This window comes from Paeniglutamicibacter gangotriensis Lz1y (assembly GCF_000348945.1).
Lineage (GTDB): Bacteria > Actinomycetota > Actinomycetes > Actinomycetales > Micrococcaceae > Paeniglutamicibacter > Paeniglutamicibacter gangotriensis.
This window is the reverse complement of record NZ_AOCK01000003.1, coordinates 433,507-458,369: the sequence shown is the minus strand read 5'-3', so window position 1 is coordinate 458,369 and position 24,863 is coordinate 433,507. Positions and strand designations below refer to the sequence as shown.

Genomic DNA, 24,863 nt, shown 5'->3' with positions numbered 1-24,863 from the left:
CTCTCGATGCGCCGCAAGGCAAGCGATCAGGGAACCTTCGGCGATTAACTGCACTATTGGATGGCCAAGGAACTTGTCTGATCGCGGATACGGCGATCGATCACGGGGAACCGTATGGGCGGCGTCATCACGCAAATTGCTGGTCTATTCGATGCCGTCGTCCAAAACGGTGGGCTTCACCGGGTTCCCTTTGACGTGGCGTGAGTGTGCGCGCCCATAAGGGCTGCGTGAATTTTGTTTCCACCACCACCAATCGGCGTGTGAGGCGGTCCTGCGCAGGAGGTCTGCACTGAGTGGAGCAAACCCGCTGGCGACCAGTTCTTGGTGGATGTCCTCGGCCGCACCATAGGCCATGTATTTCCACTGTTTGCGGCTGCGCACACCATGACGGTGGTCCTTGCACCACGCGTTGAGTCTGCCAAAGAGCTCTGCCCCTGTGTCCATGGTCGATTCTCCTAGCAGCTCGGGTTTTCCGAGCCAGGGATTTTCATGATTCCTCCCGGTGCCGGCGCACGTTGGGTACAAGCTGATTCTCGGTCGGGGAGTGGCCGTTATGCAAGCATAATTTTCCGGACCCGACTCCGAATTGGTTCCAGGGGCCAGAACCACCGCGGCTCTGGCAGCTGCTCGGTAAGCTGCCGGCCGGGTCCAAGGGAACCGAAGAGGCCAAGCGCCACACCGGCCCGACCCACGGCGGAAATTCAGGAGTATCCAAGGTTCTTGGCTTGGGTCGCTGCATGCCATTGATAAACCGGTGGCCACGGGTCATGATCGAGACAAGTCCACGATCGGGTCACGTTTTTGTGGGAGGAGGCATCGAGGGCGTGCAACCATCCCTCCCCGTGCATGGTGGTGGACTTCTCTCCCCTGGCGTTGCTCGCTCGCGGCTCTTGGCCCGCCGCGGCATCCCGGGGTCTCGCGACCGTCCTGCGCTCACGTCACCGCGGAACCCGAGAACCAACGACTCATGCTGGGCAACCCGAAGGAGACACCATGAACACCGCAGCGAACAGTGAACGGCTCGAGGGCGATCCGGTCTCCCTCTGGGTGGCCACCGGCGGGACCACCGATTACCCTGCCCTGCGCGGAGACGTGGAGGTGGATGTCGCGGTGATCGGCGCCGGCATCGCCGGGTTGACCGCGGCGTTGACGCTCAAGCGAGCTGGCCGGAGCGTCGCGGTCCTCGAGGCCGCTCGCGTGGGAACCGGCGTCACCGGCCACACCACCGGCAAGGTCACGTCCTTGCAACGATTGGTCTACACGCAGCTGCGTGAGAGCCATGGCACGGACACCGCCCGCGCCTACGGACAGGCCAACGAGGCGGCGCTGCGCCACATCGCGGACGTGGTGGCCGTCGAAGGCATCGACTGCGATTTCCGCCGCGTCGCGAACTACACCTACGCCGAATCTGACGATGCCCTGGCCCTGGTGCACACCGAGGCGGAGCTTGCCGCGGAGCTGGGCCTTCCCGCCACCTTCACCACCGACGTTCCGCTGCCCTTTGAAGTCAAGGGCGCGGTGAAGTTCGACGAACAAGCACAGCTGCATGCCGTGAAGTACCTCCAGGGCCTGTCCCGGGCGGTCCACGGGGACGGCAGCTACGTCTTCGAGCAGGCGCGCGCGCAGGGCATCGAGGAAGGCTCGCCCTGCATCGTGGGCCTGGAGAACGGCAGCGTCCGTGCACGCGATGTCATCGTCGCAACCAATGTGCCCTTCGGCGACAACGGCCGTTTCGACGAACGGTGCCATGCCCACCGTTCCTACCTCGTCGCTGGCCCAGTGGACACCGCACCGCTGGATGCCACGTTCATCAGCGTCGACGAGCCGATGCGCTCCATCCTGACGGTCGGCATCGACGGGGTGAGCTACATGCTCGTCGGTGGCGAGGGCCACCCGGCTGCGGAGTCCGGGAACTCGGCCCAACGGTACCGGCGGCTGGCTTCCTTCGCCCGCGACCGCCTCGGTGTTGAGGAAGTCGCCTACCGGTGGTCTACGCAGGACGGCATCCCGGTTGACGGCTTGCCTTACGTCGGGCCGATGACCCCCGAGTCCCAGCACGTGTACGTGGTCACCGGTCTGCGTAAATGGGGATTGACCAATGGGACCGCGGCGGCGCTGATCCTTGCCGACACCATCACCGGCCGGGAAAACCCCTGGGCGGCGATGTTCAACAGCAACCGCGCCGCCACGGCGGAAGCAGTGAAGTCGACCGCCGGGCGGGAGACCGAGGCAACGGAGGCCGCCGACGTCGGCGATTCTTCCGGGGTACGCACCCCTGCGGAACTGGCCCCCGGACAGGGCACGGTCATCGAGGCCGCCGGGCAGAGCACCGCAGTCTACAAGGATGCGGAAGGGGCACTCCACGCCGTATCCGCCGTTTGCACGCACCTGGGCTGCATCGTGGAATTCAATTCCGCCGACACCACCTGGGACTGTCCCTGCCACGGGTCGCGCTTCTCCACCGACGGCAGCGTCATCCAGGGTCCCGCCGTCGATGCCTTGGAGGCCAAGCCGGCACCCTGAGCGTGCCGCCGGGCCAGGACCGGAATTCGTACGGGCGCATTCCGGTGCGTCTACCCATCAAAGGGAGCAGGCAAGATGTCGCGGTGCGAAACGATGGACACGACTTCCAGCCGCGGGTCTTGGTGCAACGCCCGGAACAGCGCCGGCGCTGCGGCAATGACCAAGGAATCCGGGTACAGGCAGGTGCCCCAGGCGAAGGCATGGTGGGGATCCTCAACGAATTCCGGGACCTGGTCCCGGACGCCACGGAAGATGATTCCCTCGAGGCCAAGGTCTTCGTGGAGGTATTCCCGGCCGTGAAAGAGGCTGGTCAGTGCCTGGGGCGTAAAGGGGCGCGAATGCCCGATCCAACTCCGGGTGTGCAGCTGCACCTCCGCGTCCAAATGCGCACCCAGGATCTCGCGCAGGGCGGCCGCGGTTTCCCTGTCCAACCCGCCCAACGGGGCATCAGGCAGTTCGGTGCCGGGATGATCCACCAGGAAGGCGCACCAGAGTTCGTTCCAGTCCGCCGAAGCCTCCAACTCGGCCCCGGGAGGCAACAACGACGACCACCGCAGAGGGGCCTCGCTGCGGTCATGGGCCGGCAGGAAGAGTCGCAGCAAGTGCAGGGAACGGAATTTATCGCCGATGTAGTCACGGGCCAACATGGGCGGGGTCCTTTCGATGGGCGGCGGAAACGACAAAGGGTTTCGCGGTGCCTGAACCTGCCCCGACACTGCGAAACCCCTCGACGTTTTGCCGGCTACGCTACATAGGAATCGTTGGGATAGCGGATCCCCAACTGATGGCGGATTCCGTCGAAGATCGCCATGGTGTTCACCGAATGCTCCCACGGCATGGTGGGTGACTCGTTCAGTTCCGCCTGGATGCAACGGGTCGCTTCGCGGAACTCATAGGTGTAGTTCTCGCCCACCGGTTCGAAGACCTCGGTCCGCGCCGGTCCATTGAGTGGATGGATGAAGAGCTTCGTGGGGTTGTGCAGCGGTGCGTTGGTGCCCAACCACCCTTCGGTGCAAGCCACCCGGGCTTCCTTCGTCGGGGAGCTGGTCAATGAAACCATCAGCTGGGCGTGACGCACCCCGGAATAACCCAAGGTGATCGCGGTCTGGATGTCGACGCCGTCCTCATTGAGGTCGCCGCTGGCCTGCACCGAGGTCGGGAAGCCCATGGCCCCAATGGCCCAGGTGAGCGGATAGACCGCCAAGTCCAGCAGCGCCCCGCCGCCGGCGGCAGGATCGTAGAGCCGCCATTCTGGATTGTAGGGAGCCAGGAAGCCCAGGTCGGCTTGGACCCAGGAGGGATCGCCAAGCTCCCCGGATTCCAAGATCTCCATGGCCCGGGCGAAAACGGGGGTGAAGCGGGTCCAGACTGCTTCCATCAGGAACAGGTCCTGTTCCTCGGCTTCGGCGACCAGGACGCGGGCCTCCGCGGCGTTGATGGTCAGGGACTTCTCACACACCACGTTCTTGCCGGCCTTCAACGCGGCCATGGTGATCTCGAAGTGCTGTCCGTGCGGGGTGGCGATATAGACGGCCTCGATCTCCGGCTCGGCAAACATGGCTTCATAGGAGTCGTAGGCCCATTCGATGTCATGTTCGTCGGCGAAGGCGCGGGCACGTTCCTCATTGCGCGAGGAAACGGCAATCACATTGGCGTCCTCCAAGGACTGGAGATCGGCAACAACCTTCGAAACAATGTGCCCGGTGGAGACGATGCCCCAGTTCAGTGAGCGGCCCGTGGCCTTGATCGGCGAGGGGGCGCTTGAACCGGCGGCTGGTGGTGTCTGGATATAACGAACCATCGTACGTGTGCTCCCTATGCAGTTGGGCTTGGTGGTGCGCTTACAGTGCTGCGTTTGCCTCGCGGTGCTTGGCGGCCAGCACCAGGTAGTGTGCGGCGTTTTCCTTCAGGGACTCGACCTCCTCATCGCTGAGTTCGCGGCGAACCTTGGCCGGAACCCCGGCCACCAGCGAGCGTGGCGGGACTTCGGTGCCCTCGAGCACCAAGGCTCCTGCGGCAACGAGGGAATTGTCCCCGATGACCGCACCGTTCATGATGGTCGCACTCATGCCAATGAGGCAGTCGTTGCCCACGGTGGCCCCATGGACCACTGCCGAGTGGCCCACCGAGACGCGCTCGCCGATGGTGCAGGGGAAGCCCGCATCGCCGTGCAACACCACATTGTCCTGGAGGTTGGTGCCCTCCTTGACAGTGATGGTGTCCGAGTCGCCGCGGACCGAGACGCCGTAGAAGGCACTGGTGTTTGCGCCCAGGGAAACGTCCCCGGACAGTGTTGCTGTTGGTGCCACGAAAGCGGTGGCATCGACGGACGGAGTGTTTGAATCAATGGTGATGATGTGGGCCATGACACCCACTCTATCCGGTGCCCTGCGGGCTATTTGGTTGCGCGACACGACGTTGTCGATGGCGAATGCGGGACCGGGGGAGCCCCTGCCGGGGCCATGCGCCCAGGGAACCTGCCAGGCAGGTCACCGGAGGGCCACGCCCGGTCGGACGGAAGCGCGGGACCGGTGCGTGGTGGCCACTGGCCGGGGCAAGCAGATAGTGTTGATGCTTGGCTCCGTACCATGGGACTGCAGGGTATTTCATGGGGATCGGACACAGCAGAACAGGAGCAGCCGGGACAATGTGGCCGCAGCACAAGGTTGAGGTTTACGAGCGGATGGTCGCAGAACTCCGACACACCCTCGAGGGGCAGTCGCAGGGCATCCCGCCCCAGGTCCGGGAGCGGCTGGAGGGGATCATCCAAGGAGCGGTCCACACCATCGAGACCGGCGCCGAAATCGTGGCGGTGGGTCTCCCGGACCTCGCACCCGAGACGGTCGAGTTGCCTCCGGTGGACTCCGCAGTGGTCGGGCCCGTGGTGGCTGAACCTGAACCGGCTGAACCCGCACCGGCCGCCGCCAAGCCCGCCATCGATCCCTTCCGCCATGGCGCACACGCCGAGGCCAACAGGCTGGTCAAGGCCAGGCAGCTGGCCCGCTGGCTCTGGGACCGCAACATCACCGGCGAGCAGGTCCTGGGCTTCACCAACAAGTGGCGCAACAAGATTGCCCGGGCAGCCGGCGTCAATCCGCCCTCGACGCTGGAAACCTGGACGGTCGCGGTGGACCTGATGGCGCGCATGGAAGAACTGGCCGCTTCCGGGACCCAACCGGAGGCCAGCGAGCGTCACCACCTGGACGAGCACGAACAGTGGGCCACCGAAAGCTAGCCGGGGCGGATGCCTGCTCGTCCATGGGGAACGTTGTACACCACCCCCGTCTGTCGCGTGCGGAATCGGCCGGCGCGCTGGTGGCATGATGAATCCATGAGCGAAAACGAAGATCCCATGCTGCGTTCCGTCGAGCTGACCCGCACGGCAACCGGCCGTTACACCGTGCGCAATGCCGCGGGTGCGGAAATCGAATTCGGCCACGGCGAAGGGCTGCTTAGCCCGGTGGAGTTGCTGTTGGCAGCAATCGCCGGCTGTTCGTCGATCGACGTGGACACGGTCACCGCCCGCAGCGCAGAGCCCACGTCATTCAAGGTGGCGGCCACCGGCCGCAAGGTAGTTGAGGACGGCGCCAGCCGGGTGGACGGGCTGCACCTGTCCTTCAACGTGGAATTCCCCGACACGACCGAAGGCCAAAAGGCCGCAGGCATGGTCGAACGCCTGGTGGAACTCTCGCACGAGAAGTACTGCACGGTGTCACGGACGGTGGAACGCGGCACTGCCGTCACGAACGAGGTCCACGTGGGGCTCGGGGACAGCGGGCAGCCAAGACAGCAGTAGGGGCACCACCGGCGGGCAGCGCCCCGCCCGGAGCGTCGCTGTCCGGCAACCCGAGACGGCATGGGGTGCTCCGCCGTGCCTGCCGGTTCGTGCCGGGCAGTGCCTGGTGCGCTGCCCATGTTTGCTCCGTTCCGTCCCCTTGGGGTGGGGTGCGCCGTGGGAAGGTGAGCCTGTCCACGCTGGCAAGGAACCCCTTAACCGTCGAGGATGGGGGTGGGGAACCTTTCCCCTGTCTACAGACAAAGGTGAGATTGACCCGTGGGCCTGATGAAACGTTATCCGCTGGTGGTGGCAACGCTCGTGGTGCTGTCCGGCACGCTGCTGCTGCTTCCGTTCGGGATGGGCGAGGCTGCGCGCTGGATCGCGGGCATCTTTGCCCTGGGGGTCGCGCTGCAGCTGGGCTGGGGCATGGTGAAGGATATCGCCCGGGGGCACTGGGGCATTGACATCCTGGCGTTCACCGCCATCCTGGCCACGGTGTTCGTGGGGGAATGGGTCGCGGCACTGATCATCTGCCTGATGGTCTCCGGGGGCGAGGCCTTGGAAGACTATGCCCAGGTCCGCGCCACCCAATCACTTTCCGAGCTCATGGACCGGGTGCCAACCCGGACCCGGCTCATGGACGCCGCCGGGAATCTCACTGAGGTGCTGGTGGAGGCGGTGACCGCGGGGGACGTGCTGCTGGTGCGGCCCGGGGAAGTGTTGCCGGTGGATGGGGTGCTGCTTGAGGGCGAGGCGGACTTCGACGAATCCTCGTTGACCGGCGAATCGATGCCGGTGCACAAGCTCGCCGGGGAACAACTGTTATCCGGCTCCGTGAACGGGACCCGTGCCATCAGCATGCGGGCCGCTGCCAGCGCCGCCGACTCGCAGTACTCGCGCATCGTCGAACTGGTCCAGGAAGCCTCAAGCTCTCGGGCGCCGATGGTGCGCCTGGCCGACCGGTACGCCGTCCCGTTCACGCTGCTGGCCTACGTCATTGCCGGTGCGGCGTGGTGGGTCAGCGGGGACCCGGTGCGTTTTGCCGAGGTGCTCGTGGTCGCCACGCCCTGCCCGTTGCTGATTGCCGCACCGGTGGCCTTCATGGGCGGGATGAGTCGCGCGGCCAAGGGAGGAATCATCGTCAAGGACGGCGGCACCCTGGAAAAGCTTGCCGCGGTGCAATCCGTGGCCTTCGACAAGACCGGGACGCTGACCCGGGGCACCCCGGAACTGCGCGGCGTCAAGCCGGTGGAAGGGTTCGGTGCCGATGAGCTCCTGGGCCTGGTGGCCGCCGCTGAGCAGTACTCCTCGCACGTGCTGGCCGCCTCGATCGTGGCCGCCGCCGGGAAGCGCGCGCTGCCGATCGCCGAGGTGCAGGATGCCAGCGAGGAAGCGACCCATGGAGTCAGCGCCCTAGTGGGCGGGCGCCGAGTGCTGGTCGGCAAGCCGGCCTGGGTGGCGTCGCTGGCCGCCGGGGTGGTGCGCCGGGAGCTGGGTCCGGGGGAGTCCTCCGTCTACGTTGCGGTGGATGGCGTCTTTGCCGGGGTGCTGCTGCTGGCCGACGAGCTGCGCGAAGACGCAGGAGCGACGCTGGAGCGGCTGCGCGCATTGGGCGTGAAGGAAATGCTCATGCTCACCGGCGACCAGCAGGCCACGGCCGACCACATCGCCGCGGAGATCGGCCTGGACACGGTGTATGCCGAGTGCCTGCCCGAGGACAAGGTCGTGCACGTGCGCAAGCTGGAGCACCGCCCGGTGATGATGGTCGGTGACGGGGTCAACGACGCCCCGGTGCTGGCCGCGGCCGATGTGGGCGTGGCCATGGGGGCGCGCGGCTCGACCGCCGCCTCACAAAGCGCCGACGTGGTCATCATGACCGAGAACATCTCCCAAGTGGCGCACGCGGTGCGGATCGGCAAGGACACCCTGCGCATCGCGGTGCAGTCCATCTGGCTGGGCATCGTCTTCTCCGTGGTGCTGATGCTGGTGGCCGCCACCGGGGTGCTGCCGGCGGTGGCGGGAGCGCTGAGCCAGGAGGTCGTGGACCTGGTCGCGATCCTGTCCGCGCTGCGTGCCCTGAAGGGCGGGCGGAAGAAGGCCCCGGTGAGCCGGCCGGCACCCGCTGGATCGACAGTGGTGCGCTGAGCCGGACACCAAAAGCCATGGGCCGGCAGCAAGAAGAAAACCTGCTACCGGCCCATGCCCTTGGAGGAACCTTGTTCGCTAGGAGAACACCACGGTGCGGTAGCCGTCGAGCATGACCCGGCGCTCGGCATGCCAGGCCACGGCGCGGGTGAGCGTGCGCCCCTCCACGTCGCGACCCATGGCCACGAACTGTCCGGCAGTGCGCGCATGGTCCACCCGGATGACCTCCTGTTCGATGATCGGCCCCTCGTCCAGGTCCGCAGTGACGTAGTGAGCGGTCGCGCCGATGAGTTTCACGCCGCGAGCGTGGGCCTGGTGATAGGGCTTGGCCCCCTTGAAAGAGGGCAGGAACGAGTGGTGGATGTTGATGGCCCGACCGCTCAACGCGCGGCACAAATCGTCCGACAGGATCTGCATGTAGCGGGCCAGCACCACCAGCTCGATGTTGTGCTCGTCCACCAGGGCCAGCAGCTGTGCCTCGGCCTGGGCCTTGGTCGCTGCGGTGACCGGGATGTGGATGAATTCGATGCCATGGAAGTCGGCCATGGGCTTCAGATCAAGGTGGTTGGAGACGATGACCGGGATTTCCACCGGCAGGGTTCCGGCACGCTGGGCAAAGAGCAGGTCGTTGAGCGCGTGGCCTTCCTTGGACACCATGATCAGGGTCGTCACCCGGGAACCGGCTGCGGTGATGCCCAGTTCCATGCCGAATTCGTCGCGAACCGGACCCAGCGCGTTGCGCACAGCATCAATGTCCTGGGCTGTGGCCACGGCGATGCGCATGAAGAAGTTGTGGGTCTCGGGGCTTTCGAATTGCTGCGACTCGGTGATGTTGCAACCCGCGCTGAGCAGGGCTCCTGAAACGGCGTGGACGATGCCCGGACGGTCGGGACAAGACAGGGAGACAATGAATTCGTTGGTGGTCACGTATTCACGCTACATGCAGGTATCGCCGTGGCTGAATCCGGTGAAGGGAATGCGAACGCAACTATCGGGAATCGGCGGTGGCGGTATCGGCGGCCGCAGCTTCCTGGAGCCTGCCGGCGGCAACCGCTGCGGCCCTCCCGGCCCGGGTCGCCCCGATGGTGGATGCCGAGGCTCCGTAGCCCACCAGGAACAGGCCCGGGACCTTGGGGACAGACACCGAATCCTCGCCCATGAGGATCCCGCCGCCGGGTTCGCGCAGGCCCAGTGGCGCCAAGTGGTCAAGGGAAGCCCGGAACCCGGTGGCCCACAGGATCACGTCGATCTCCTCGGTGCTGCCGTCAGAGAAGGTGACCGAGCGGGCAGAGAGCGAGTTGATCGCACCGCGGGAGACCAACACCCCGGAATCGATGCCCGCCTGGTAGAAATCGGTCAGGGGGAGGCCCGTTACCGAGACCACCGACAACGGCGGCAAGCCGGAACGGGTACGGGCATTGACGTTGTTCTCAACCTCGATGCCCCACGCCTTGTTCTGTGGCGCTTCCCTCCACTGCGGCGCTCGCCGAGTGGACCATAGGGTGTCGATGCCCAGCGTGGAAAGCTGCAGGAGGAACTGGGCGGCGCTGGTTCCCCCGCCCACCACCAGCACGCGTTGTCCCAAGAGCTCCTCCGGCGCCACAAAGTCGTGGGTGTGCAGCTGGCGGCCGGTGAATCCGCGTTGCCCGGGGTAATACGGCCAATACGGCTTGTCCCAGGTTCCGGTGGCATTGATCACCGTGGCCGCGCGAATGGCGCGTCCGTCGGTGGCAGTGATCGTGAATCCGTCCTCGAGGGAACCCGTGACGTTGCGCACCTTAAACGGACGGACTACCGGCAGGGCAAAGGCCAACTCGTAGGCCCCGTAGTAGCGGGCAACCACCGCCGAGGCCGGCTCGCGGGGGTCGGGGGTGGCAAGGTCCATGCCGGGAAGCGAATGCAGCCCGTGGGCCCGGTCAAAAGTCAATGAATCCCAGCGGTGGCGCCAAGCCCCGCCCGGGCCGTCATTGGCGTCAAGCACCATGAAATCCTCAAAAGGTACAAGGCCCCTGCGCCGCAAATGGTGGGCCGCCGAGAGCCCCGCCTGTCCGGCACCGATGACGACCGTGCGCATTTGCCTGCTCGTGGACCGCATTCCCGGTTCCCTCCTTCAAGGACGTATCAGTTGAAGATTCAACGTTCTTAGTGTGTAACAGTCCCAACCGCGGGCCTATTCCGACTAATATTGGATGGTGTCGCAACTGGCGTTGGGTGGGATGAACCACCGGGGAGCGGCACATGAGCTAACCACGGACCGCGCGCCTGGGTCCGGGGGTTGAATGATTCGCAATGTGTACCTGCCCGAAGACCAACCCTCACCCATTGGAGTTCAACATCATGAGCAAGAATCCCGTGACCAACCAATCCCTCGCAGAGCTCGATCCGGAAATCGCCGAAGTCCTCAGGCTTGAGCTGGGCCGCCAGCGCGACACCCTGGAAATGATCGCCTCCGAGAACTTCGCCCCGCGCGCCGTCCTTGAGGCCCAGGGTTCGGTCCTGACCAACAAGTACGCCGAGGGCTACCCGGGCCGCCGCTACTACGGCGGCTGCGAGCACGTGGACGTGGCCGAGAACCTGGCCATCGAGCGCGTGAAGACACTCTTTGGATCCAAATTCGCCAACGTCCAGCCGCACTCCGGAGCCAGCGCCAACGCCGCTGCGCTCTCGGCCATGATCAAGCCGGGCGACAAGATCCTGGGACTGTCCCTGGCCCACGGCGGACACCTGACCCACGGCATGAAGCTGAACTTCTCCGGAAAGCTCTATGAGGTCGCCGCCTATGAGGTCGACCCCGAGACCTTCCGGGTGGACATGGACAAGCTCCGTGCGCAGGCGCTCGCCGAGAAGCCACAGGTCATCATCGCCGGCTGGTCCGCCTACCCCCGGCAGCTCGACTTCGCCGAATTCCGCTCCATCGCCGACGAAGTCGGCGCCAAGCTCTGGGTCGACATGGCGCACTTTGCCGGACTGGTAGCAGCGGGACTGCACCCGAACCCGGTTCCGTTTGCCGACGTCGTGACCTCCACGGTGCACAAGACCCTGGCCGGTCCGCGCTCGGGCCTGATCCTGACCAACGACCCGGAAATGGCCAAGAAGATCAACTCCAATGTCTTCCCCGGGCACCAGGGCGGACCGCTGATGCACGCCATCGCCGGTAAAGCCGTGGCCTTCAAGATCGCCGCCGGCGAGGAATTCGCCGAACGCCAGGCACGCACCCTTGAAGGTGCCACGCTGCTGGCCGAGCGTCTCACCGCGGCGGACGTCACCGAGGCAGGCGTCTCGGTGCTGACCGGCGGCACCGACGTGCACCTGGTCCTGGTGGACCTGCGCAACTCGGAGCTTGATGGCAAGCAGGCCGAGGACCTGCTACACGAAATCGGCATCACCGTGAACCGCAACTCGGTGCCCTTCGACCCGCGCCCGCCGATGACCACCTCGGGCCTGCGCATCGGCACCCCCGCGCTGGCCACCAGGGGCTTCGACTCCGCTGCCTTCACCGAGGTCGCAGACATCATTGGCATCGCCCTGCGCGAGGGACGGAACGCCGACATCCCGGCCCTGGCCCAGCGCGTGGAAAACCTGGCCAAGGCCTTCCCGCTCTACGAGGGCCTCGAAGACTGGTAAACGGCCACCGGCCCCCATCACGCGTGAGCGAACATACTTCCCTGAATGGAGCACCACTCAACATGACTGCACAGATTCTTGACGGCAAGGCAACCGCAAAGGCCATCAAGGCCGAACTGACCGAACGGGTCACGGCCCTGGCCGCCCGCGGCATCGTCCCCGGGCTGGGAACCATCCTGGTGGGCGAAGATCCCGGATCGAAGTGGTACGTCGGCGGCAAGCACAAGGACTGCGCCGAGGTCGGCATCAAGTCGATCCGCGTGGACCTGCCCGATGACACCACGCAGGAAGCGTTGCTGGCCAAGGTCCGCGAGCTGAACGAGAACCCGGAATGCACCGGCTACATCGTCCAGCTGCCGCTTCCGGCGCACATCGACCAGGACGTCATCCTCGAGGCCATGGACCCGGCCAAGGACGCCGACGGCCTGCACCCGATGAACCTGGGCCGTCTGGTGGCCAACGTGAACCGCCCGATGACCTCGCCGCTGCCGTGCACGCCCAAGGGCTGCGTGGAGCTGCTGGCCCGCCACGGCATCGATTTGAACGGCAAGAACGTGCTGGTCGTCGGTCGCGGGGTGACCATTGGCCGCCCGATCGGGTTGCTGTTGACCCGCCGCAGCATCAACGCGACCGTCACCTTGGCCCACACCGGAACCACCGATCTGGCCCGGCACCTCGCCGAGGCAGATGTGGTTATCGCCGCGGCCGGACAGCCTCACATGATCAAGGCCAAGGACCTCAAGCCCGGCGCCATCGTGCTGGACGTGGGCGTCTCGCGTGTCAACGATGAAAACGGCAAGGCAGTAGTTACCGGCGACGTGGAACCTGCCGCCTACGAGGTCGCATCCTGGATCTCACCGAACCCGGGCGGCGTGGGCCCGATGACCCGTGCCATGTTGCTGGCCAACGTGGTTGAGTCCGCGGAGCGCGCCGCCGGACTCTAAACACGTCCGCCACCGAGCAATGACGGCCCGTGTGGTCTCCCTTCACCCGAAGGGGGAACACGCACGGGCCGTTTGCTGTCCGGAACAGGACGCTGAAGCCCCTTGGCTAGGATTGCTCCATGACCGCCCGCAGCGCATCTGCCACGCGACGGCTCCGCCCGCCGCGCCCGCGGTGGGTCATCGGTCTGCTGGTGTTCGCAGCAGCCCTTCCCGCACATGCGTGGGAAACCGGACGCGGGCCGGGCTGGTTCATTCTGATTCCGATCTTCTGGATCCGGGTGATTGGCACGTTTATCTTCTTCAGCCGCCGCAGGTACTGGCGCCACCGGATGCAGGGCGATCCCACCAGTGCCGAAGGAGTCCTGCGCGAACGGTACACACGCTGGGACATCGACGAGACGGAATACCGGAAGCGCCTCGACGTGCTGCGTAGCAATCGGAAATAGAGTCCCAAGGGACCACTTTTCGGGCCGACCCCCAGGTGTTCCAACCTGGGGGTCGGTCCGTTTTTGCAGGCATTTCACAAGTGTGAGGCAGACAACAAATTCTCCAAGTGTTATATGTCGCGCCAATTTTGGGAACGAGAAATATCCCGGAATGACGGGACAGGATCGCTTTCGCCGTGGATTCACGCGGAATTCATGCGCAGAATTGAATCCAGATAATTAGTATCAACACTCAACGATCAGGCGCTTCACATGCGTAGCACGTAAGATCGAAGACATAGGAACCGAGACTTTCAGTTCTTACGACTGAAATTGTCGCCCTACCTCGCTTATCGGGAGTGACCCTTGAACAGTTCGAGTTCTACATTGTCCCCTTCGGCCCCGGAACAACGTGTTTCGCGTGGTTCTGCAGGAGCCAACAACTACCGCCACCTGAAAATTAAGGTTCGTGACGCTGGCTTGCTTGGCCGCCGCAAGGGGCACTACCTCGGGCTTGTCAGCGTCTTAGTGCTGCTCTTGGGTGGCGCAGTCACCGGTTTTGTCCTGCTCGGGCACAGCTGGTTCCAGCTGCTCATCGCTGCGGCGATCGGCATCATCCTGACCCAGTTCGCGTTCCTGGCCCACGAAGCCGCGCACCGCCAGATCTTGACCTCCGGACCGGCGAACGATCGGGTCGGTCGCTTCTTGGCCAACTTCGTGGTTGGCATCAGCTACCAGTGGTGGATGAACAAGCACAACAAGCACCACGCCATGCCCAACACCGTTGGCAAGGACCCGGACATCGAATGGGACACCATCTCATTCCAGACCGAGGATGCGAAGAAGCAAAAGGGCTTCCTTAAGTGGATCACCGAGCGTCAGGGATACCTGTTTTTCCCGCTGTTGACCCTCGAAGGGCTTAATCTTCATATGCGGTCGATGATCTACCTGTTCACCGGAGAGCGCGTCAAGGACCGTCGCCGCGAGATCATTTCGATCATCGTACGGCTGACCCTCTACGTGGCCGCCATCTACATCTTCCTGCCCGTGGGCATCGCTTCGGCCTTCATTGGCGTTCAGCTTGCCGTCTTCGGCGTGTACATGGGTGCCTCATTCGCACCGAACCACAAGGGCATGCCGATGATCCCGAAGGAGTCGCGCATCGACTTCTTCTCACGCCAGGTGCTGACCAGCCGCAACGTCATGGCCCGCTCGAAGTTCGGAAACCGAGTTCTTTCGCATGTCTTTGGTGGTTTGAACTACCAGGTTGAGCACCACCTCTTCCCGTCGATGCCACGCGCCAACCTCGCAGGTGTCGCGGCGATCGTGCGTGAATACTGCCAGGAGCTCAAGGTGCCTTACACAGTCACCTCGGTGAGCCAGTCCTATGGCCAGGTCATCACGTACCTCAACAAGGTTGGCCTGTCGGCCCGTGATCCGTTCGACTGCCCGATGGTCGGCGAATTCCGCCCGTACAAGTAGGCCGGAGCCCGTCACGGCAATGACCGTCGCGGCTTCCATTCAAAACGCATAACATTTGTTGCCCCCGGTGCCCACGTGGCACCGGGGGCAATATGCTTTGCGCTCGTGGCTCAGGGGTGGGGAGCGAGACAAATGTGACGCTGTACCAAGGGGTATGCTGTCCGGCCCGCCAAAGCGGCGCCGTCTGGTGAAAAGCGGGTGCCTAGCGGTCCGCTAGAGAAGCGAAAACGTCAACTCAGTAGGCCGAATTCGAGCATGGATTTGTTCGTTAAATCCAGTACTCTGCGCGGGATTCCCGGCTGTGTGCGGGAATTCCGTCTCGGCCTGCAGTCAAGGCGTGGAGAAGATGAGCATTTTAGTAGCGAATGAGGTAAGTCTTACCTAAGCTATATGAGCGGGCTCCTCGTCAATCGTTGGGTCCCACCGGAAGAATTCACTCCATAGAAAGCGCCGTTTCATGACGATTCGCAAAAACGTGCTGACTGGCCTCGCACTCTTGGCCACCGCAGCCCTCAGCCTGACCGCATGCTCCTCAGACGCTCCGTCCACCGACGCATCGGACGCGGGAGAGATCACGGTCTACAACGCTCAGCACGAGTCCCTGGCCAAGGAATGGGTCGACGCTTTCACCGCCGAGACCGGCATCAAGGTGACAGTACGCAACGGCTCGGACACCGAGATGTCCAATCAGATCATTCAGGAAGGCGATGCCTCGCCGGCGGATGTCTTCCTAACCGAGAATTCCCCCGCAATGACGCAGGTTGAAAATGCCGGTCTCTTTGCAGACATCGACGAGGCCACCGTCGAACAGGTTCCTGCCGATTTCCGTCCGTCCACCAACAAATGGATTGGCATTGCCGCGCGATCGACCGTGTTCGTATACGACGCCAAGAAGATCGACGAGGACCAGCTGCCCCAGTCCATGCTCGATCTGGAGAAACCGGAGTGGAAGGGCAAATGGGCCGCGTCCCCGACCGGCGCCGACTTCCAGGCCATCGTCGCTGCCCTGCTAGAGCTCAAGGGCGAAGAAGCCACCGCGCAGTGGTTGGCGGGCATGAAAGAAAACGTCACCGCCTATAAGGGCAACTCCACTGCCATGAAGGCAGTGAACGCCGGGGAAATCGATGCCGCGCTGATCTACCATTACTACTATTACGGCGACCAGGCCAAAACCGGCGAGAATTCAAAGAACGTCACCCCGTACTATTTCAAGAACGAGGATCCTGGGGCTTTTGTCTCCGTTTCCGGCGGTGGCGTCCTGGCTTCGTCCAAGCATGCTGAACAGGCCCAAGAATTCCTGAAGTTCGTCACCGGCAAGAAGGGCCAAGAAATTCTGAAGACCGGTACCTCCTTTGAATACGCTGTCGGATCCGATGTCGCTTCCAACGAAAAACTGGTTCCGCTGAAGGAGCTCCAGGCCCCGAGCATTGACCCGGCCAAGCTAGATTCGGCCAAGGTTGCCGAACTGATGACCAAGGCAGGACTGCTGTAACACTCATGAGTATGACTCCACTGGTGCCTGATACATCTCGGGACCCAAACATGGCGGGCAAGGGCGGTAGGCCTGGCCCGCCATCGGGCGCTACGACTCTGGTCATTCTGGCAACACTCATTGCCGCGTTCTCCCTGGTTCCGTTGGGCTACGTCGCTTTCATGACGTTGACCACCGGGTGGGACACCGTCATGGAGCTGGTTTTCCGACCACGTGTCGGAGAACTGCTGCTCAACACGATCCTGCTGGTGGTGGTCACGCTGCCGCTGTGCCTCGTGCTGGGAGTGGGAGGCGCCTGGCTGGTGGAACGCACGGATCTGCGCGGACACCGTTGGTGGGCGCTGGCCCTTGCCGCCCCGCTGGCGATTCCTGCCTTCGTCAACAGCTACGCCTGGGCCTCGACGATTCCCTCGCTCGCCGGTTTGGGTGCCGGTACCCTGATCGCCACGCTGTCCTATTTTCCTTTGATCTACATCCCTGTCGCAGCGACTCTGGGCCGACTGGACCCGGCCATCGAGCAATCCGCGGCTTCCCTGGGTTTGGGGCCGTGGGCCGTGTTTTTCCGTGTGGTGCTGCCGCAACTACGCATCGCGATGGCCGGCGGCTCCCTGTTAGTGGCATTACACCTGCTCTCCGAGTACGGCGCCTTCGCGATGATCCGTTTCGACACCTTCACCACCGCAATCATGATCCAGTTCCAGTCCACCTTCAACGGGGCCGCCGGCAACATGCTCGCCAGCGTCCTAGTCCTGCTGTGCCTTCTGCTCTTGGTCTCCGAGGCCAAGATCCGTGGCAACGCCCGATACTCACGCGTCGGATCCGGCGCCCAAGGGCTGGCCATCAGGATGCGGCTCGGACGCCATGAGATCGGCGCCCAATCGCTCTTGGTTGCCGTCCTGGTGCTCTCGGTCTGCGTGCCCTTGTACTCGGTGGTGCGTTGGCTCATCGCCGGGGGAATAGCCATCTGGGACCCCACCGAGTTCTTCCCCGCGCTCGCCCAGACCATGGGCTACGGACTCACCGGCGCCCTGGTGACCTGTGTCGTGGCCTTCCCCATGGCATTCTTGGCCGTGCGCCATGCCAATTGGTTCAGCAAGCTGCTGGAACTGTCCAACTACATCACCAGCTCGATGCCGGGCATCGTGGTGGGTCTGGCTTTCGTCACGGTCGCCATCCGATTGGTCCCGGGGATCTACCAGAGCGCCTACGTGCTGCTGGCGGCCTACGTGCTCCTTTTCCTGCCGCGCGCGTTGGTGAACCTGCGCGCCGGGCTTTCCCAAGCGCCGCGCGAACTTGAGGAAGCTGCACGCTCACTGGGCCGCTCACCGGCGGTGGCTTTCTTCCGCGTCACCTTGCGCCTGTGCGCTCCGGCGGCTGCCGGGGGAGCTGCACTGGTGTTCCTGGCCATCGTCAACGAACTGACCGCCACCTTGCTGTTGGCACCCAATGGAACCCGCACCCTAGCAACAGCATTCTGGGCCAAGAGCAGCGAGATCGACTATGCCGGGGCCGCGCCGTACGCGTTGCTGATGATCCTGATATCCATCCCCATGACCTACGTGCTGTTCCAACAGTCAAAGAAAGCGGCCGGCCAGTGACTACCGAAATCCCTCAGGCCCATAAGTTCTACGGACTCATGCCTGCCGTCAAGTTCCTGCGCACCAGCAATCTGGTGAAGGGCTTTGGTTCCAAGGAAGTCCTCAAGGGAGTCGACCTTGCCCTGAATGAGGGAGGAACCACGGCGATCGTTGGCCCTTCGGGATCGGGAAAGACCACCTTGCTGCGGCTGATCGCTGGCTTCGAGACCCCGGATGCCGGGACGATCGAACTGAACAACCGGATGGTCGCCGGGGACGCCTGGGTACCGGCGCACCGGAGGGAAATCGGGTACGTGGCGCAGGACGGTGCACTGTTCCCACACCTGACGGTGGCCCAAAATATTGGCTTCGGGTTGGACCATGCCTGGAATCCCGTGGGGCGGGCCGCCAATGCCAAGCGCGTGGCCGAACTGCTGGACATGGTTTCGCTTGAGTCCGCCATGGGTGAGCGACGCCCGCACGAACTCTCCGGCGGCCAGCAGCAGCGCGTGGCCCTGGCCCGGGCGCTGGCCCGCAAGCCCAAGCTGATGTTGCTGGACGAGCCATTCTCGGCACTTGATGCCGGGTTGCGCGTGGCCACCCGCAAGGCCGTGGCCGATGTCTTGCATGCCGCGGAAATTACCACGATTCTGGTCACCCACGATCAAGCTGAGGCATTGTCTTTTGCCGACCAGGTGGCAGTCATGCGCGGGGGAACCCTGGCGCAGACCGGCACACCGTTCTCCGTTTACACTCGGCCCGCGGACCTGGATACCGCCGAGTTCCTGGGCGACGCAGTGATGCTCGATGCGCTGCTTCAAGGATCCTTGGCGACATGTTCCTTGGGCGGCATTCCGGTGCGCCATGCAACGATCCAAGGCCGGGTGCGGCTAATGCTGCGCCCCGAACAGATCCGTATCACCGCTGATGGGCCCATCAGGGGGACAGTCGTCGACACCGTGTTCTTTGGTCCAGAAACCACGGTGCGGATCAAGCTTTTGCCGGTCCCGGGTTTGGACGGCGGCGGCGAGATCATCACCATCCGACATTGGAATGCCTCCATGGCGCGGCCCGGCATGGAACTGAACCTGCGGGTCATCGGCGAGGGCGTGGCCTTCGCCGCCGAATAGCCGGACGCTATCCACTACAGAAATAGCTGTGGCCCGCACCTCGTAAGGCGCGGGCCACAGCCGTTTCCGCAAAATGCGGGGGGCGTTAGCCGACGGTGACGGCGGGGGCTTCTTCGACGTGCTTGCGCTTGTCGAAGATGGTGGCCCCGATTTCCTGTTCGGCCTGGTTGTTGATCGAGAGGTCGATGCCCTGACGGTCGCGCAGCAGCGACACCGCGGTCAGTGAAATGAGCGTCATGATCACGAGATAGATCGAGACCGAAGTCGTCGATCCCGTGGCCTGCACCAGAGCGGTGGCGATCATCGGGGCGAAGGCACCGCCGATGATGGCACCCAGGGCGTAGGAAATGGATACGCCGGAGAAACGGACCGATGCCGGGAACAACTCGGAGTACAAGGCCGCCTGTGGGCCATAGGACAGGCCCAGACCGACCGCGAAGAGTGCGAAGGCGAGGTAAAGCATGGGCAGCGAGGCGGTGTTGATCATCCAGAAGAGTGGGAAGAGCACCAACGCCTGGGCTGTGAACCCGATTTGGTAGGTGCGCTTGCGTCCGATCTTGTCAGCCAGATAGCCCGAGAGCAGGGTGAAGATTAACCACATGGCTGCGGCAAAGGCGATGGCGATCAGCACATCTGTGCGCTCAAAGCCGATGGGCCCGTCGGGGTCCGTGGTGTAGGCCTGGATGAATCCGCCGGTGGTCATGTAGCCGGCAGCGTTGTTGCCCGCGAAGACCAGTGCGGCGAGGATGACCAGCAGCCAGTGCTTGCGGAAGAGCTCGACGATCGGGACCTTGGTCTGCTGCTTCTTGGCGGCGATCTCCTCGAAGATCGGGGATTCTTCCACCGAGCGGCGCACCAGGAAGCCCACGACGATCAGCACGATGCTCAAGAGGAACGGCACGCGCCAGCCCCACTCGATGAACTGCTCCCCGGGGGAGATAACCCCCGTCATCAGTGCCATGACACCGGAGGCCAGGAGCATGCCCAGTGGGACACCGAGCTGTGGGAAGGCCCCGGCGCGGCCGCGGCGGTCCTTGGGTGCGTGCTCGACGGCCATCAGAACCGCCCCGCCCCATTCGCCGCCGGCGGAGATGCCCTGCAGGATGCGCAGTATCAACAGCATGATCGGTGCGATGACCCCTGCGGTGGCGTAGGTCGGCAGCACACCGATGAGGGTCGTTGCTGCGCCCATCATGATCAGGGTGATCACCAGCATCGCCCGACGGCCGATCTTGTCACCGTAGTGTCCGGCCAGGAAGGCGCCCAGCGGGCGGAAGAGGAACGAAATGCCCACGGAGGCGAAGGCCAGCAACAAACCGATCTGGGCGCCGGCCGGCTTGAAGAACAGCTCGGCGAAGATCAGCCCGGCGGCGGTTGCGTAGACAAAGAAGTCATACCACTCGATGGTGGTGCCGATAACCGTGGCAAAGGCGACCCGGCGCTGGGTGGCGCGCTGGGCCGTGGTGCGGTCGTGGGTGGTGCTCATGGTGCTCCTCTTCGAGCGGGGTGCTCTGACTTGATTGACCCGCTCGCGTAAGCACGGTCACACGCTAGTGTTGCAGGCCACGATGATTGAGTAAACTTCAAATAGGTGTACATCATCTTTGATTGGACTGAAGAATGGTACGTTTTTCCCTACGCCAGCTTGAACTGCTGGCCGAGCTCCCGCGGCACTCAACCTTGGGGTCTGCGGCCTCGGAACTGAACATCTCCGAATCAGCGTTGTCCCAGGCGATCACCGCGGTGGAACGGATCGCCGGGGAGCAGCTGTGTGTGCGCCGCAAATCCCTCGGGGTGCGGATGACCCCGGCAGGCCAGTACTTCGCGGCGCGGGCCGCGCGCATTGTTGCCGACGCCGAGGAGCTTGGGGACTCCTTTCCCCGTTCCGATGGAACGTTGCGGGGTCCGGTGTCCATGGGCTGCTTCTCGTCCTTTGCCAGTCATGTGGTTCCCTCGATGCTCGAGGGATTCCGTGCCGTGCAACCGGGAATCGACGTTAAAGTCAGTGTTGGCACCCACGACGACCTGCTCCCGGCGCTGGAGAGTGGGGAACTTGATTTTGCCCTGGTCTACGACCTGCTGCTGCCCAGCGGTTTCACCAAACGCACGATCTACGAGACGCAGCTGGAAGTGGTGTTGCACCCCGGTCACCGGCTGGCAGCCAAGGAATCGATTAGTCTGGCCGAATTGGAGGCTGAGCCGCTGGTCGACTACGAATCCAGTCCCAGCACCGAAAACACGCGCAGGCTTTTCGCCGAGGCCGATCTGAGTCCCAACATTGCCTATACGCTTCCCCAAGTGACTCTGGTCAACGCCATGATCGGCCGCGGGCTGGGCTACGGACTGCTCTATTCACGACCCAACAATCCGCCACACACCTTGGAAGGGTTGCCCGTGGCCCTTCGTGAGCTTGAACCGCCCAACAGCCCCACCTCCGTCGTGGCCATCTGGCCGAGGTCTTCCACCCTCGGGCCGCGGGCGCTCACCCTCGTGGAGCACGGCATCCAGACCATGGCCGGGGCCTGGAACCAGGGCTGAAGCAACACCGACCGCTCTCCATGTCCCCTCATCACGGGGAATGGACAGCGGTCTAAAAGTGCTGGAAAACCGAAGGCGGTGCAGCGCCTAGCCGAGGGTGTTGGCTGGTTGCCCGGTGCTTGGGGTTCGGGTGTCGAAGATGGTGGCCCCGATTTCCTGTTCGGCCTGGTTGGTGATCGAGAGATCGATTCCGCTGCGGTCGCGCAGCAGGGACACCGCCGTGAGTGAGATCAGGGTCATGACCAAGAGATAGATCGATACCGAGGCTGTGGTGCCGGTTGCTTGGACCAGCGCAGTGGCGATCATCGGTGCGAATGCTCCGCCGATGATCGCACCCAGCGCATAGGAGATGGAAACTCCGGAGAAACGCACCGAGGCTGGGAAGAGCTCCGAGTACAGAGCGGCTTGGGGCCCGTAGGTCAGCCCCAAGCCAACGGAGAACAGTGCAAAGGCGAGATAAAGCATGCCCAAAGAGCCGGTGTTCACCAGCCAGAACAGCGGGAAGACGCACAAGGCCTGAGCGACGAAGCCAATCTGGTACGTGCGTTTGCGTCCGATTGCGTCGGCCAGGAAGCCGGAAAGCAGGGTGAATGCGAACCACATGATGGCGGCAAAGGAGACGGCGATGAGCACGGGGGTGCGTTCCAGCCCGACCGGGCCTTCCGGGTTGGTTGTGTAGGCCTGGAGGAACCCACCGGTGGTCATGTAGCCTGCGGCGTTGTTGCCCGCGAAGACCAGCGCGGCGATGATGACTAGCCGCCAGTGCTTGCGGAAGAGTTCGATGACCGGAACCTTGGTCTGCTGCTTCTTGGCGGCAATTTCTTCGAAGATCGGCGATTCCTCCACGGTGCGGCGGATCAGGTACCCCACGATGATCAGCACAAAGCTGAGCAGGAAAGGCACGCGCCAACCCCACTGGATGAACTGTTCGCCGGGGGACACGATCCCGGTCATGATCGCCATCGTGCCCGAGGCCAGGAGCATGCCCAGCGGAACCCCGAGCTGTGGGAAGGCCCCGGCGCGGCCGCGACGGTCCTGGGGCGCGTGCTCGACGGCCATCAGGACCGCGCCGCCCCATTCCCCGCCAGCGGAGATGCCTTGCAAGATTCTCAGGAGCAACAACAGGATCGGGGCAATGACCCCGGCCGTGGCGTAGGTCGGTAGCACTCCGATCAGCGTGGTCGCGGCTCCCATGGCGATCAGGGTGATCACGAGCACGGCTCGGCGGCCGATCTTGTCACCGAAGTGCCCGGCAAGGAAGGCCCCCAAGGGACGAAAGAGGAACGAAATGCCGACCGAGGCGAAGGACAACAGCAGACCAATCTGTGCGCCTGCCGGCTTGAAGAACAGCTCGGCGAAGATCAGGCCGGCAGCGGTGGCATAGATGAAGAAGTCGTACCATTCGATGGTGGTGCCGATGACGGTGGCAAAAGCGACCCGGCGCTGGGTGGCGCGTTGAGCCGGGGTGCGGGTGTGGACGAAGCTCATGAAGTGCTCCTGCGATATGTGACTGTGGGCGATGGGAAGGTTTTCCGCGGCTCGGTGATAGCTCACCGGAACCCGCGCGGGGCTCAAGCCGGAACGGCCAACACCGTCTTTGCGAAGTTCTTGAGGGAGAACCCTGGAGCAGAGAGGACCTCCATCGGTAGGGCCACCGACGCGGCAACCAACTTTCGGGCGGCAACGTGGTCTGCCGGACTGTTGATGGACTCCACTGCTGCCAACACCCCGTCTCGCAGTAGTGCGATGGAGAATTTCCCGTTTGCAGGGTCGCCGAGTACCACTGGCTCGTCCGAGGGGTCAGAGATTCCGGCAATCTGCAGGCGGATTCTGCCTTGGGTGCTCCAGAACCACGGGGTTTGTGCATAGTCGGTGTTCTGACCCATGATGCTGCGGGCTGCATGTCTCCCATGATCGGTGGCGTTCTGCACCGATTCGAGCCGGATACGTGCTCCGGTGCCCGCCTGGGGGAAGGACGCGCAGTCGCCGATTGCCAGGACACCGTCCACCGCGGTGCGCAGCGAGGAATCTACCAAGATCCCGTTGTCTGTGGCCAAGCCCGCGGCCTCGGCCAGTTCCGTGCGCGCGTTCACGCCCACTCCGTAGAGCACCAGGTCCGCCGGGTAGTGGCTGCCTGCCGTGGATTCGACGGACAGCCCCGCGCCCTCGGTGTGGATGGCCGTCACGCCCTCGTTCAGGCGCAGATCGATCCCATCGCTGCGGTGCCGCGCGGCGAACCAGTCGGAAGCGGTGGCCGAGAGTGCCCGTCCCATGGGACGCGGTGCGTATTCGAGCACCGTGACCTCCACGCCGCGGGCCCGGGCGGCGGCAGCGAACTCCAGACCGATGAACCCGGCTCCGATCACCACAACCTTGCGTGCGGTGGCCAGCGCCGCCTGCAGGCGCTCGGCATCGAAGAGCGTGCGCAGTGCGTGCACTGCGGGCAGATCGGCACCTGGGCAAGGCAGTTGGCGATTGGCCGCACCGGTGGCAAAGACCAGGTGCGTGTAGTCCAGAGCCGAGCCATCCGTCAGGGTGACTCGGCGTGCCTGAGTGTCCACGGCTGCTGCGGCACCAGGATGCAAGGTGATGTCCTGGGTGGTGAAGAAGTCCGGTCCGCGCAGCGGAAGGGCAGTAGCTGGTGAATCGATACCCAGGTAGTCCTTGGATAAAGGTGGGCGCTGGTAGGGGAGGATGGCCTCGCCATTGAGTAGGGTGATGGGCCCGGCAAAGCCTTCGCTGCGCAGTGAGTCGGCAACTTGGAGACCAGCCTGGCCCGCACCGATGATCACGACGGAGTCCTTGGCGGACACGTTGTTCATGGCTATTACTCCTGGTCCGAGGGAACATCGACGACGATGCTCGACAGCTGATCCGTCATCTTAACCTGGCAGCCCAGCCGTGAGGCGTCGGTGCGCTCGGCGGTGGTGCAGTCGAGCATTTCGTCTTCGTCGTCGCTGATGGGCGGCAGCTGGTCGGCGAACTCGGGGCGGACGTAGATGTGGCAGGTGGCGCACATGGCTTGGCCTCCGCACTCGCCGACGATGCCCTCGACGCCGTTGGTGACGGCGGCGCGCATGAGGGAGGTGCCCTCAGCGACGGCAATCTCGGTGGCCTCGCCGGTGGGCTGGGTGAAGGTGATGGTAGGCATGGGGCGTTCCTTAGGAGGGCTCGAAGAATGGGGGTGGGTGGTGTGGATTCCGGC

22 protein-coding genes and 1 riboswitch are annotated in these 24,863 nt (G+C 64.0%); of the genes, 12 read left to right on the top strand and 10 right to left on the bottom strand.

The window, feature by feature from the left end; genetic code table 11:
* Positions 1 to 144 precede the first annotated feature (144 nt).
* Positions 145 to 444 carry a hypothetical protein gene (locus tag ADIAG_RS07270; RefSeq protein WP_007270691.1) on the bottom strand — a complete coding sequence of 100 codons (300 nt, stop codon included), beginning with the start codon at positions 442 to 444 and terminating at the stop codon, positions 145 to 147.
* A 549-nt stretch (positions 445 to 993) separates the two neighbouring features.
* Between ADIAG_RS07270 and ADIAG_RS07265 the strand changes: the two genes are divergently transcribed.
* The gene (locus tag ADIAG_RS07265) at positions 994 to 2,523 is read left to right on the top strand and encodes an FAD-dependent oxidoreductase (RefSeq protein WP_007270690.1); all 1,530 of its coding nucleotides are present in this window, start codon (positions 994 to 996) and stop codon (positions 2,521 to 2,523) included.
* A 50-nt stretch (positions 2,524 to 2,573) separates the two neighbouring features.
* On the opposite strand, the gene ADIAG_RS07260 is transcribed toward ADIAG_RS07265, so the two are convergent.
* From ADIAG_RS07260 to ADIAG_RS07250, 3 genes are all read right to left on the bottom strand, one after another.
* The gene (locus ADIAG_RS07260) at positions 2,574 to 3,170 is read right to left on the bottom strand and encodes a hypothetical protein (protein WP_007270689.1); all 597 of its coding nucleotides are present in this window, start codon (positions 3,168 to 3,170) and stop codon (positions 2,574 to 2,576) included.
* A gap of 95 nt (positions 3,171 to 3,265) precedes the next feature.
* A complete protein-coding gene (locus ADIAG_RS07255; RefSeq protein WP_007270688.1) occupies positions 3,266 to 4,324 on the bottom strand; it encodes a Gfo/Idh/MocA family protein in 1,059 nt (352 codons plus the stop codon).
* A 40-nt stretch (positions 4,325 to 4,364) separates the two neighbouring features.
* Positions 4,365 to 4,889, bottom strand: a complete 525-nt coding sequence (locus ADIAG_RS07250; RefSeq protein WP_007270687.1) for a gamma carbonic anhydrase family protein — start codon at positions 4,887 to 4,889, stop codon at positions 4,365 to 4,367.
* A 281-nt stretch (positions 4,890 to 5,170) separates the two neighbouring features.
* On the opposite strand from ADIAG_RS07250, the gene ADIAG_RS20045 reads away from it, so the two are divergent.
* The 3 genes from ADIAG_RS20045 (at position 5,171) to ADIAG_RS07235 (ending at position 8,446) form a co-directional block, all read left to right on the top strand.
* Positions 5,171 to 5,758, top strand: coding sequence for a hypothetical protein (locus tag ADIAG_RS20045; protein WP_007270686.1), 588 nt, complete (start codon positions 5,171 to 5,173; stop codon positions 5,756 to 5,758).
* Between the two features lie 96 nt (positions 5,759 to 5,854).
* Positions 5,855 to 6,319, top strand: a complete 465-nt coding sequence (locus ADIAG_RS07240; protein ID WP_007270685.1) for an OsmC family protein — start codon at positions 5,855 to 5,857, stop codon at positions 6,317 to 6,319.
* Positions 6,320 to 6,586: 267 nt separating this feature from the next.
* Entirely contained in the window at positions 6,587 to 8,446 is a 1,860-nt protein-coding gene (locus ADIAG_RS07235; RefSeq protein WP_007270684.1) for a heavy metal translocating P-type ATPase, read from the top strand.
* Positions 8,447 to 8,524: 78 nt separating this feature from the next.
* Here ADIAG_RS07235 and purU read toward each other — a convergent pair whose 3' ends face one another.
* Positions 8,525 to 9,373, bottom strand: a complete 849-nt coding sequence (gene purU / locus ADIAG_RS07230; protein WP_007270683.1) for a formyltetrahydrofolate deformylase — start codon at positions 9,371 to 9,373, stop codon at positions 8,525 to 8,527.
* 61 nt (positions 9,374 to 9,434) lie between these two features.
* Positions 9,435 to 10,541: a flavin-containing monooxygenase gene (locus tag ADIAG_RS07225; RefSeq protein ID WP_007270682.1), complete on the bottom strand. Its 1,107-nt coding sequence runs from the start codon at positions 10,539 to 10,541 to the stop codon at positions 9,435 to 9,437.
* 92 nt (positions 10,542 to 10,633) lie between these two features.
* A riboswitch (ZMP/ZTP riboswitch) is annotated at positions 10,634 to 10,721 on the top strand.
* Between the two features lie 62 nt (positions 10,722 to 10,783).
* On the opposite strand from ADIAG_RS07225, the gene glyA reads away from it, so the two are divergent.
* The 7 genes from glyA (at position 10,784) to ADIAG_RS07190 (ending at position 19,120) form a co-directional block, all read left to right on the top strand.
* The gene (gene glyA / locus ADIAG_RS07220; RefSeq protein ID WP_007270681.1) at positions 10,784 to 12,070 is read left to right on the top strand and encodes a serine hydroxymethyltransferase; all 1,287 of its coding nucleotides are present in this window, start codon (positions 10,784 to 10,786) and stop codon (positions 12,068 to 12,070) included.
* A 62-nt stretch (positions 12,071 to 12,132) separates the two neighbouring features.
* On the top strand, positions 12,133 to 13,014 hold the full coding sequence (locus ADIAG_RS07215) for a bifunctional methylenetetrahydrofolate dehydrogenase/methenyltetrahydrofolate cyclohydrolase (RefSeq protein ID WP_007270680.1): 882 nt from the start codon (positions 12,133 to 12,135) through the stop codon (positions 13,012 to 13,014).
* A gap of 119 nt (positions 13,015 to 13,133) precedes the next feature.
* Positions 13,134 to 13,460, top strand: a complete 327-nt coding sequence (locus ADIAG_RS07210; protein WP_007270679.1) for an SHOCT domain-containing protein — start codon at positions 13,134 to 13,136, stop codon at positions 13,458 to 13,460.
* 345 nt (positions 13,461 to 13,805) lie between these two features.
* Positions 13,806 to 14,921, top strand: coding sequence for a fatty acid desaturase family protein (locus ADIAG_RS07205; RefSeq protein ID WP_007270678.1), 1,116 nt, complete (start codon positions 13,806 to 13,808; stop codon positions 14,919 to 14,921).
* A gap of 457 nt (positions 14,922 to 15,378) precedes the next feature.
* Positions 15,379 to 16,413, top strand: coding sequence for an iron ABC transporter substrate-binding protein (locus ADIAG_RS07200; protein WP_007270677.1), 1,035 nt, complete (start codon positions 15,379 to 15,381; stop codon positions 16,411 to 16,413).
* Between the two features lie 5 nt (positions 16,414 to 16,418).
* Entirely contained in the window at positions 16,419 to 18,011 is a 1,593-nt protein-coding gene (locus ADIAG_RS07195) for an ABC transporter permease (RefSeq protein WP_051059853.1), read from the top strand.
* Between the two features lie 38 nt (positions 18,012 to 18,049).
* Positions 18,050 to 19,120: an ABC transporter ATP-binding protein gene (locus ADIAG_RS07190; RefSeq protein ID WP_043473985.1), complete on the top strand. Its 1,071-nt coding sequence runs from the start codon at positions 18,050 to 18,052 to the stop codon at positions 19,118 to 19,120.
* An 85-nt stretch (positions 19,121 to 19,205) separates the two neighbouring features.
* Here the strand turns inward: ADIAG_RS07190 and ADIAG_RS07185 are convergent, their stop codons facing one another.
* Entirely contained in the window at positions 19,206 to 20,606 is a 1,401-nt protein-coding gene (locus ADIAG_RS07185; protein ID WP_007270674.1) for an MFS transporter, read from the bottom strand.
* Positions 20,607 to 20,740: 134 nt separating this feature from the next.
* Here ADIAG_RS07185 and ADIAG_RS07180 point away from each other — a divergent pair, with 134 nt between their 5' ends.
* Entirely contained in the window at positions 20,741 to 21,658 is a 918-nt protein-coding gene (locus ADIAG_RS07180) for a LysR family transcriptional regulator (RefSeq protein WP_007270673.1), read from the top strand.
* Positions 21,659 to 21,745: 87 nt separating this feature from the next.
* Here the strand turns inward: ADIAG_RS07180 and ADIAG_RS07175 are convergent, their stop codons facing one another.
* From ADIAG_RS07175 to ADIAG_RS07165, 3 genes are all read right to left on the bottom strand, one after another.
* Positions 21,746 to 23,146, bottom strand: coding sequence for an MFS transporter (locus ADIAG_RS07175; RefSeq protein WP_007270672.1), 1,401 nt, complete (start codon positions 23,144 to 23,146; stop codon positions 21,746 to 21,748).
* 83 nt (positions 23,147 to 23,229) lie between these two features.
* The gene (locus tag ADIAG_RS07170; RefSeq protein ID WP_007270671.1) at positions 23,230 to 24,480 is read right to left on the bottom strand and encodes an NAD(P)/FAD-dependent oxidoreductase; all 1,251 of its coding nucleotides are present in this window, start codon (positions 24,478 to 24,480) and stop codon (positions 23,230 to 23,232) included.
* A gap of 5 nt (positions 24,481 to 24,485) precedes the next feature.
* Positions 24,486 to 24,809, bottom strand: a complete 324-nt coding sequence (locus ADIAG_RS07165; RefSeq protein ID WP_007270670.1) for a 2Fe-2S iron-sulfur cluster-binding protein — start codon at positions 24,807 to 24,809, stop codon at positions 24,486 to 24,488.
* Positions 24,810 to 24,863: the final 54 nt, after the last annotated feature.